Here is an 8,873-nt window from a genome sequence, read left to right as displayed (position 1 = left end):
GACACCCCCCCCGGGGCGCGCGGCGACCCCCCGGCGCGCGCCCGGCGCGGGGGGCCCCCCCCCCCCCCCCCCGAAACGGCGCTCCAGCCGACCACCCACCACCCACCACGCCCCCCGCCCGTACCCCCACCCCCGCCCCGGAACCCACCGCTTACCCCGATGAAGTGGAGAGCCCCCATGACCTCGACAGAAGACGCGCCCCGCGTGATAGAGGCGGCCGCCGTGCCGACCCGGTTCGCCCGCGGCTGGCACTGCCTCGGACTCGCCGCCTCCTTCAAGGACGGCGCCCCCCACGAGGTCGAGGCGTTCGGCACCAAGCTCGTCGTCTTCCAGAGCCAGGACACCGGCGAACTGCACGTCCTGAACGCCCACTGCCCCCACATGGGCGGCAACCTCGCCCACGGCACCGTCAAGGGCGACACCCTCGCCTGTCCCTTCCACGACTGGCGCTGGTCCGGCAACGGCCGCTGCGCCGCCATCCCGTACGCCCGCCGCGTCCCGGCCCGCGCCAAGACCCGCGCGTGGACCGCCCTGGAGCGCAACGCCCAGCTCTACGTCTGGAACGACCCGGAGGGCAACCCGCCGCCCGAGGGCGTCACCATCCCCGAGATCGAGGGCGTCGGCAGCCCCGAATGGAGCGACTGGAGCTGGAACTTCCTGCGCGTGGAGAACTCCAACTGCCGGGAGATCGTCGACAACGTCGTCGACATGGCGCACTTCTACTACGTGCACTACGCCTTCCCGCACTACTTCAAGAACGTCTTCGACGGGCACGTCGCCACCCAGTACATGGAGTCCACCCCGCGCGGGGACGTCGACCTCGGCACCCTCTCCACCGGCGGCGGCCTGCGCTCCGACGCCTCCTACCACGGCCCCTCGTACATGATCGACAAGCTGTGGAGCGACGTCGGCGGGGGAGTCGAGCTGGAGTCCGTCCTGATCAACTGCCACTATCCGATCGACGAGAACAGCTTCATGCTCATGTACGGGGCGATCGTCAAGAAGCTCCCCGGCATGACCGACGAACAGGCCGCCGACGCCGCCCGCCTCACCTCCGAGGGCCTCGCGGTCGGTTTCGAGCAGGACGTCGAGATCTGGAAGAACAAGACCCGCATCGACAACCCCCTCCTGACGGAGGAGGACGGTCCGGTCTACCAGCTGCGCCGCTGGTACGAGCAGTTCTACGTGGACGCCGCCGACGTCAAGGACGAGATGGTGCGCCGCTTCGAGTTCGAGATCGACACCACCCGCGCCACCGCCGCCTGGAAGGCCGAGGTCGCCGAGAACCTGGCCCGCCGCGCGGCCGAGGCCGGCTGATGCGCCCCGTCACGTGCGGGGAGTGCGGCACCGCCGTGCTGTGCGAGAAGTTCAGCCCCGCGCACACCCAGGTCCAGTGGACCGACGAGGCCGCCGCCACCTGCCCCCGCATCGCCGCCCGGGTGGCCGCGGGCGAACTCAGCGCCCGCGTCCGCTCCTGTACGGCGCTGCGCGCGAGCATCGAAGCGGCCGTCCGCGAGGGCCGTCTGGAGGTGCCCGCCGATGTCCGATGACGAAGCCCCGCCGGGAGCCGGCGGCCCCGTGCGGGTCCGGGTGCGCGAGCGGGTGCGGGAGACCGCGGACGCGGTGTCCCTGGTACTGGACTGCGACCTGCCCTACGCCCCCGGCCAGTTCCTCACCGTACGGATACCCGGCGGCGCGGCCCGCTGCTACTCGCTGGCCAGCTCCCCGCACACCGGCGAGCCGATGCGGATCACCGCCAAGCGGGTCCCCGGCGGGCTCGGCTCCGGCTGGATCTGCCAGGAGGTCGCCGCCGGGGACGAACTGGAGGTCCTGCCGCCCGCCGGTACCTTCACCCCCGGCCCCGGCGGCCTGGACCGGGACCTGCTGCTGCTCGCCGGCGGCAGCGGGATCACCCCGGTCCTCTCCCTCGCCAAATCGGCGCTCGCCACCGGCGGGGCCCGGATCACCCTGGTGTACGCCAACCGGGACCCCGAGTCGGTGATCTTCCGCGACGAGCTGTGGGGGATGGCCGAGGCGCACCCCGGCAGGCTGACCGTCATCCACTGGCTGGAGAGCCTCCAGGGACTGCCGACCGCCGTCCGGCTCGGACCGCTCGTGGCCCCGTACGCCGACCGCGACGCCTACCTGTGCGGGCCCGGCCCGCTGATGGACGCCGCCGAGAGCGCGCTGCGCGCCGCCGGCGCGCTCCCCCGCGCGATACACCGGGAGCGGTACTTCTCGCTGAGCGGCGACGTCTTCGGTCCGCGGCCGCAGGCCCCGGACGCGGGGGAGGGCGCCGCCACCGCCGAGGCGGAGCTCGACGGCACCACGCACACCGTGCCCTGGCCCGAGGGGACCGTACTGCTCGACGCGCTGCTCGCCGCGGGCGTCCCCGCGCCGTACTCGTGCCGGGAAGGGGCGTGCAGCGCCTGCTGCTGCCGGGTCGTCGAGGGGAAGGTCACCATGGCCCGCAACGAGGTCCTGGACGAGGAGGACCTGGCCGAGGGCTACGTCCTGGCCTGCCAGGCCCTGCCGGAGGGCGACCGGGTCCGGGTCACCTACGAGACGTGAAGGGCCCGGAAAAGGAACGGGCCCGGCCCCCTGGCGAGGGGTCGGGTCCGGGTCCTTTTTCGTGCGATGGGATATGACTACCCGCTACATCCACTCGCTGAACCGCAACCAGCCCATCATGTTGTCCATCGCCTGCGCCGAGACGGCCGGCTCCGCCTCCGGCCGCGGTCCCGCGGCCGCCCGCCCCGCCCGCCCGGGCCCGTACAGCTCCCGCCACACCGCCCGCGCGCAGGCGCTCACCGCCGGCGCCAGCCGGGCCAGCTCGCGCTCCCCGCGGCCGGTCGAGACCGAGACGGCGGCCACCGCGCGCCCCGCGCCCCGCAGCGGCACCGCCACGCAGGAAATGCCGCGGAAGCTCTCCTCCCGGTCGTACGCCACCCCGCGCTCACGCGTCGCGGCCAGCTCGGCGCGCAGCGCGAGGGGCCGGATCAGGGTCCGGGGCGTACGCGGCCGCAGCCCGTGCCCGAGGACGTTCTCCAGCTCCGTCGGGTCGCTGAAGGCCAGGATCGCCTTCCCGGCGGCGGTGCAGTACGCGGGCATCCGGCCGCCGACCCGGGAGGGCACGGCCATGGCCTCGGAGCCGCCGATCCGCTCCAGGCAGACCACCTCGGCCCCGTCCAGCACCGACAGGTGCACCACCTGCCCGGTCTGCTCGTGCAACGCGTGCAGCAGCGGGAGGGCGGCCCGGCGCAGCCGGTTGTGGTGGGAGGCGAGCGCGCCGAGCTCCAGCATGCGCATGCCCATCCGGTAGTCGCGGCCCTCGCGGTCCAGCCAGCGCAGCCGCACCAGTTGGTCGAGGATCCGGTGGGCGGAGGAGCGTGGGAGCCCGGAGCGGCGGACGACCTCGGTGAGCGAGAGCCGCGGCTGCGGGCCTTCGAAGGCGCCCAGCACCCTCGCGGCCTTCTCCAGCAGCGACAGCGGTGCGAGCTCGGTCTCCATGACCTGGTCGAGCACGAGAAACCCCCTGCGTGAGGCGTTGGGCCGACCCTGCCACGGGCCCCCGGGCGGAGGGAAGCACCCGGAGCGATGTATTTCATTCAGTAATACTTCGAGTAGCCAGATCGGTATCCGCGCGGGGTGCCGGAACCGGCTTCCCACTCACCGGGAACCGTCCGTTCCGCGCCCCCGACCCCCGGGCGTACGTTCACCGCACCTCGAAGCCGTCGACGCTGTCGACCTTGAGAAAGGGACACCATGAGCGACGAAGACGTCCTCGACGCAGTCCGCGCCCTCGCCCCGGCCCTGCGCGAACGCGCCGCCGAAGCGGAGGCCCAGCGCAAGGTCCCCGAGGCGAGCATCAAGGAACTCGCCGACACCGGCTTCTTCCGCCTCCTCCAGCCCCGCGCCCACGGCGGCTGGGCCGCGAACCCCGCCGTCTTCTACGACGCGGTCAAGGAGATAGCCAAGGCCTGCGGCTCCACCGGCTGGGTCGCCTCCGTCGTCGGCGTCCACCCCTGGCACGTCGCCCTCTACGACCCGCGCGCCCAGGAAGAGGTCTGGGGCGCCGACCCCGACACCCGCATCTGCTCCTCCTACGCCCCCACCGGCAAGGTCACCCCCGTCGACGGAGGCTTCACCGTCAGCGGCCGCTGGCACTTCTCCTCCGGCTGCGACCACGCAGACTGGGCCCTCCTCGGCGGGCTCGTCACCGACGCCGACGGCCGGCCCGTGGACATGCGCACCTTCCTCGTACCGCGCTCCCAGTACCGCATCGACGAGGTCTGGGACACCGTTGGCCTGCGCGGCTCCGGCTCCAACGACATCACCCTGGACCAGGTGTTCGTCCCCGAACACCGCGCGCTCAGCTTCGGCCCCGTCACCGCGCTGAAGGTCCCCGGCCACGCCGCCAACCCCGAGCCGCTCTACCGGCTCCCGTACGCCTCGGTCTTCACGACCACCATCTCCACCCCGATCGTCGGCATCGCCGAAGGCGCGTACGAGGCGTACGTCGCCGCCACCCGCGAGCGGTTCCGCGTCTCCTACGGCCAGCAGGTCGCCGAGGACCCCTTCGCGCAGGTCCGCATCGCCCGCGCCGCGAGCGACATCGACGCCTCCTGGCTCCAGCTGCGGCGCAACGTCTCCGAGCTGTACGCCCTCGCAGAGCGCGGCGAGGAACTGCCGATGGAGCTGCGCACCCGCGCCCGCCGCGACCAGGTCCTGGCCACCGAACGCTGCGTCGCCGCCGTCGACCTCCTCATGGAGAACGCGGGCGGCAGCGCCATGCGCACCGGCCCGAACCCGGTCCAGCGGGCCTGGCGCGACGCCCACACCGGGCGCGGCCACGCCGCCAACGACCCCGAGCGGGCCCTCGTCCTCTTCGGCCAGGGCGCCCTCGGCCTCGACATCCAGGACACGATGCTCTGATGATCACTTACGAGAGCACCTCGCGCACCGCCAAGGCCGGCGGCCTGACCCTCCACTACCACGAGGCGGGCCCCCGGTCCGGCCCGGTCCTGATCCTCCTGCACGGCGGCGGCCCCGGCGCCTCCGCCTGGTCCAACTTCGGCCGCAACCTGCCCCACTTCGCCGAGGACTTCCGCACCCTCCTCGTCGACCAGCCCTGCTTCGGGAAGTCCGACAAGCCCGAGCCCGACAAGGACTTCTTCAGCTTCGCCGCCGACGCCATCGCCGCCCTCATGGACGAACTGGGCATCGAGAAGGCCCACTTCATCGGCAACTCGCTCGGCGGCGGCACCGCCACCCGCATGGCCCTCGATCACCCCCGCAAGGTCGACAAGCTCCTGCTCATGGGGCCCGGCGGGATCTCCCTCAACCTCTTCTCCGCCGACCCGACCGAAGGCATCAAGCGGCTCTTCGAGTTCTCCGGCAGCGCCGAACCCACCCGCGCGCAGATGCGCGCCTTCCTCACCACCCTCGTGTACGACCCGGCGATCGTCACCGACGAACTCGTCGAGGAGCGCTACACCCAGGCCACCGACCCCGAGGCCGCCCTCGGCAACGCCCGGATGGGCGCCGCCTTCGCCAAGTGGCCCCAGGAAACGCAGTTGTGGCGCGAGGCCCACCGCATCACCTGCCCCGTGCTCCTGACCTGGGGCCGCGAGGACCGCGTCAACCCGATCGACGGCGCCTTCGTCGCCCTCAAGGCCATCCCCGACGCCCGCCTCCACGTCTTCCCGCACTGCGGCCACTGGGCGCAGACCGAGGCCGCCGCCGAGTTCAACCGCCTCGCCACCGACTTCTTCGCACACTAGGAGCCCGCACATGGACATCCGCGCACTCGGATACCTCCGCATCGAGACCGCCGACCTCGCCGCCTGGCGCGGCTACGTCCTCGACGTCCTCGGCATGACCGAGGCCCAGGGCTCCACGGACGCGCAGCTCAACGTCCGCATCGACGACCGCATCCACCGCTTCCAGTTCGTCGCCGGCGCCCAGGACCGCCTCCTCGCCGCCGGCTTCGAACTCGCGAACGCCAAGGCGCTCGCCGAGGCCGCCGCCGAACTGGAGGCCGCCGGATACGCCGTCAAGCCCGGCGACGCCACCACCCTCGCCGACCGCCGCGTCCAGGGCCTCGTCCACTGCGAGGACCCCAGCGGCAACGCGCTGGAGCTCTACTGGGGCCAGGCACAGGACCACACCCCGCTCGCCTCCCCGTACGGCAACCGCTTCGTCACCGGCGAACTCGGCCTCGGCCACGTCGTCCTGCCCGCCCCCGACACCGAGACCACCCTGGACTTCTACGAGAACCTCCTCGGCTTCCAGCTGCGCGACTCCATGAAGCTGCCCCCGGTCGCCGTCCCCACCGGCGCCCCCGGCAAGGACTTCCACTGGATGCACTTCCTCAGCCCCAACCGCCGCCACCACAGCCTCGGCCTCTACCCCGGCGCGCTGCCCCCCGGCATCGTCCACTTCATGGTCGAACTGGAGCGCCTCGACGACGTCGGCTACTGCCTGGACCGCATGAACGCGGCCGGCATCCCCATCGCCTCCACGCTCGGCCGGCACTCCAACGACCACATGGTCTCCTTCTACGCCCAGGCCCCCGGCGGCTTCCAGGTCGAATACGGCTGGGACGGGCTGATCGTCGACCCCGCCACCTGGACGGCGAAGGAGATCACCGCCGACAGCTTCTGGGGCCACCAGTGGAACGGCTGACCGCGACCACCCCCGTCGACCCGGCCTCCTTCCGCGAGGTCCTCGGCACCTTCGCCTCCGGGATCACCGTCGTCGCTGCCGTCGGGGACGACGGCCGCCCGGCGGGCCTGGCCTGCCAGTCCTTCGCCTCCCTCTCCCTGGACCCGCCCCTCGTCCTGCTGTGCGTGGGCAAGTCCTCCTCCAGCTGGCCCGCCGTACGGGCCGCCGGCCGGTTCGGCGTCAGCATCCTCGCCGAGGAACAGCGCGAGGTCTGCCAGGCCCTCGGCCGGCGCGGCGGCGAGAAGTTCGACGGAGTCGCATGGGAGCTGTCCGAGCACGGGGCCGTCCGGATCACCGGGGCGCTCGCCACCGTCGACTGCGCCCTCGAAGAGGTCCACGAAGCCGGCGACCACTGGCTGGTCACCGCCCGGATCCTCGAACTGGCCGCCCGCGAAGGCGGATCACCCCTGCTCTACTTCCGCAGCGACTACGCCACCGGAGCCTTCGAATGACCGACCAGACCGAGTACGAGCCCGAGCGCGCGTACGAGTACGACGTGGTCGTGGTGGGATCCGGCGCGGCCGGCCTCGCCGCCGCCGTCACCGCCCGGCTGCGCGGCCTCAGCGCCCTCGTCGTCGAGAAGACCGACAAGTACGGCGGCTCCACCGCCCTGTCCGGCGGCGCGATCTGGGTCCCCGGCAACTTCCACCTCGACCGGGCCGGCCTCGCCGACACCCACGACAAGGCCCGCGCCTACCTCGACGCCACCGTCGGCGACCGGGTCCCCGCCGCCCGCAAGGAGGCCTACCTCGCCCACGGGCCGCGCATGGTCGAGGAGTTCCACGACCGCACCGCGATCCGATTCATGTACACCCCCGGCTACTCGGACTACTTCCCCGAGGCCCAGGGCGGCATGGCGCAGGGCCGCTCCATCGAACCGTGCATCGTCGACTTCAAGCAGCTGGGCGCGCTCCGGCACGACATGCGCCGGGCCGGCCTGCCCACGTACGGGCTGACCATGACCTCGTACGACTTCCGCTTCCTCAACATGGTCAGCCGCACGTGGGCCGGCAAGAAGGTGTCCCTCAAGGTCGGGGCGCGCGCCGTGAAGGCCCTGGTCACCGGCCGCAGCCTGCTCTCCCTCGGCGAGGCGCTCGTCGCCCGGATGCGGCTGTCGCTGCACCGGCTCGGCGGCGACCTGTGGCTGTCGGCGCCGCTGACCGGCCTGGTCACCGACGCTGCCGGCCGGGTGGCGGGCGTACGGGTCACCCGCGACGGGCGCGAGGTCACCGTACGGGCCCGGGGCGGGGTGGTGCTCGCCTCCGGCGGCTTCTCCCACGACCAGCAGCTGCGCGACAAGCACCTGCCGCAACCCACCTCCACGGCCTGGACGCACGCCTCCGAGGGCCAGACCGGCGACGCCCTGCGGCTCGGCGAGGAACTCGGCGCCGCCACCGACCTGCTCGACAAGGTGTGGGGCGCGCCCTCGGTGTGCCCGCCCGGCGAGAAGCCGTTCTTCCTCGTCGCCGACCGGGGCATCCCGGGGATGGTCATCGTCAACGAGGCGGGGGAGCGGTACGCGAACGAGGCCGCGCCGTACCACGCGTTCGTCGACCGGATGTACGCCGCCGACCGCCCGGAGGCCAGGACCGTGCCCTCCTGGCTGGTCCTCGACGCCCGCTCCAAGGCCCGGTACATCTTCGCCGGCCTCTTCCCCGGCCAACCCTTCCCCAAGAAGTGGTCGGAGAGCGGCTTCCTGAAGCGGGCCGACACCGTGGAGGAGCTGGCCCGGCAGATCTCGGCGCCCGGGCTGCCCGCCGCGATCCGCCGCTTCAACGGCTTCGCCGAGCGGGGCGTCGACGAGGACTTCGGGCGCGGGGACAGTGTCTACGACCGCTACTACGGCGACCCGACCCTGCCGAACCCCAACCTGACGCCGATCGACAAGGGCCCCTTCTACGCGGTCCCCGTCCACCCCGGGGACATCGGCACCAAGGGCGGCCTGGTCACCGACGGCGACGGCCGGGTGCTGCGCGAGGACGGCACCGCCATCGCGGGCCTGTACGCCTCCGGGAACTGCTCGGCGGCGGTGATGGGCGAGACCTACCCCGGGCCGGGCGCGACGATCGGGCCCGCCATGGCGTTCGGCTGGGCGGCGGTCAACGCCATCGCGGGGGAGCGGCCGGACCCGACCCGCTGACGTGGAG

Annotated in this window: 9 protein-coding genes; 8 read left to right on the top strand and 1 reads right to left on the bottom strand. The window is 72.9% G+C overall.

What is annotated here, in order from left to right:
- The first annotated feature begins 177 nt into the window (after positions 1 to 177).
- The 3 genes from ACFYYJ_RS21530 to ACFYYJ_RS21520 are packed head-to-tail and all read left to right on the top strand — an operon-like array spanning position 178 to position 2,571.
- Positions 178 to 1,317 (top strand): Rieske 2Fe-2S domain-containing protein, encoded by a 1,140-nt coding sequence (locus ACFYYJ_RS21530; RefSeq protein WP_385128920.1) that lies wholly within the window; start codon positions 178 to 180, stop codon positions 1,315 to 1,317.
- Positions 1,317 to 1,550 carry a hypothetical protein gene (locus ACFYYJ_RS21525; protein WP_385128919.1) on the top strand — a complete coding sequence of 78 codons (234 nt, stop codon included), beginning with the start codon at positions 1,317 to 1,319 and terminating at the stop codon, positions 1,548 to 1,550. Before ACFYYJ_RS21530 ends, ACFYYJ_RS21525 begins: the two co-directional genes overlap by 1 nt.
- The gene (locus ACFYYJ_RS21520) at positions 1,540 to 2,571 is read left to right on the top strand and encodes a 2Fe-2S iron-sulfur cluster-binding protein (protein WP_385128918.1); all 1,032 of its coding nucleotides are present in this window, start codon (positions 1,540 to 1,542) and stop codon (positions 2,569 to 2,571) included. Before ACFYYJ_RS21525 ends, ACFYYJ_RS21520 begins: the two co-directional genes overlap by 11 nt.
- An 84-nt stretch (positions 2,572 to 2,655) precedes the next feature.
- Here the strand turns inward: ACFYYJ_RS21520 and ACFYYJ_RS21515 are convergent, their stop codons facing one another.
- Positions 2,656 to 3,525 (bottom strand): IclR family transcriptional regulator, encoded by an 870-nt coding sequence (locus ACFYYJ_RS21515; RefSeq protein ID WP_389134542.1) that lies wholly within the window; start codon positions 3,523 to 3,525, stop codon positions 2,656 to 2,658.
- Positions 3,526 to 3,765: 240 nt separating this feature from the next.
- On the opposite strand from ACFYYJ_RS21515, the gene hsaA reads away from it, so the two are divergent.
- Genes hsaA through ACFYYJ_RS21490 form a run of 5 tightly spaced genes read left to right on the top strand, consistent with a single transcriptional unit; the run spans position 3,766 to position 8,866 of the window.
- On the top strand, positions 3,766 to 4,935 hold the full coding sequence (gene hsaA, locus ACFYYJ_RS21510) for a 3-hydroxy-9,10-secoandrosta-1,3,5(10)-triene-9,17-dione monooxygenase oxygenase subunit (RefSeq protein WP_389134538.1): 1,170 nt from the start codon (positions 3,766 to 3,768) through the stop codon (positions 4,933 to 4,935).
- Positions 4,935 to 5,783: a 4,5:9,10-diseco-3-hydroxy-5,9,17-trioxoandrosta-1(10),2-diene-4-oate hydrolase gene (gene hsaD / locus ACFYYJ_RS21505; RefSeq protein WP_389134535.1), complete on the top strand. Its 849-nt coding sequence runs from the start codon at positions 4,935 to 4,937 to the stop codon at positions 5,781 to 5,783. Before hsaA ends, hsaD begins: the two co-directional genes overlap by 1 nt.
- Positions 5,784 to 5,793: 10 nt before the next feature.
- Positions 5,794 to 6,687 (top strand): VOC family protein, encoded by an 894-nt coding sequence (locus ACFYYJ_RS21500; RefSeq protein WP_389134532.1) that lies wholly within the window; start codon positions 5,794 to 5,796, stop codon positions 6,685 to 6,687.
- Positions 6,675 to 7,178, top strand: coding sequence for a flavin reductase family protein (locus ACFYYJ_RS21495; RefSeq protein ID WP_385128912.1), 504 nt, complete (start codon positions 6,675 to 6,677; stop codon positions 7,176 to 7,178). The genes ACFYYJ_RS21500 and ACFYYJ_RS21495 overlap by 13 nt, the downstream gene beginning before the upstream one ends.
- Positions 7,175 to 8,866, top strand: a complete 1,692-nt coding sequence (locus ACFYYJ_RS21490) for an FAD-dependent oxidoreductase (RefSeq protein WP_389134529.1) — start codon at positions 7,175 to 7,177, stop codon at positions 8,864 to 8,866. The genes ACFYYJ_RS21495 and ACFYYJ_RS21490 overlap by 4 nt, the downstream gene beginning before the upstream one ends.
- Positions 8,867 to 8,873: the final 7 nt, after the last annotated feature.

The sequence above is a fragment of the Streptomyces sp. NPDC002467 genome, assembly GCF_042889825.1.
GTDB lineage: Bacteria > Actinomycetota > Actinomycetes > Streptomycetales > Streptomycetaceae > Streptomyces.
Note: the sequence above shows the minus strand (reverse complement) of the source record. Positions and strands in the feature narration are given on the sequence as shown.

What these genes read in the sequence shown, in the direction of transcription:
- ACFYYJ_RS21530 (WP_385128920.1), top strand. Translation starts at nt 178, where the DNA reads ATGACCTCGACAGAAGACGCGCCCCGCGTGATAGAGGCGGCCGCCGTG.
- ACFYYJ_RS21525 (WP_385128919.1), top strand. Translation starts at nt 1,317, where the DNA reads ATGCGCCCCGTCACGTGCGGGGAGTGCGGCACCGCCGTGCTGTGCGAG.
- ACFYYJ_RS21520 (WP_385128918.1), top strand. Translation starts at nt 1,540, where the DNA reads ATGTCCGATGACGAAGCCCCGCCGGGAGCCGGCGGCCCCGTGCGGGTC.
- hsaA (WP_389134538.1), top strand. Translation starts at nt 3,766, where the DNA reads ATGAGCGACGAAGACGTCCTCGACGCAGTCCGCGCCCTCGCCCCGGCC.
- hsaD (WP_389134535.1), top strand. Translation starts at nt 4,935, where the DNA reads ATGATCACTTACGAGAGCACCTCGCGCACCGCCAAGGCCGGCGGCCTG.
- ACFYYJ_RS21500 (WP_389134532.1), top strand. Translation starts at nt 5,794, where the DNA reads ATGGACATCCGCGCACTCGGATACCTCCGCATCGAGACCGCCGACCTC.
- ACFYYJ_RS21490 (WP_389134529.1), top strand. Translation starts at nt 7,175, where the DNA reads ATGACCGACCAGACCGAGTACGAGCCCGAGCGCGCGTACGAGTACGAC.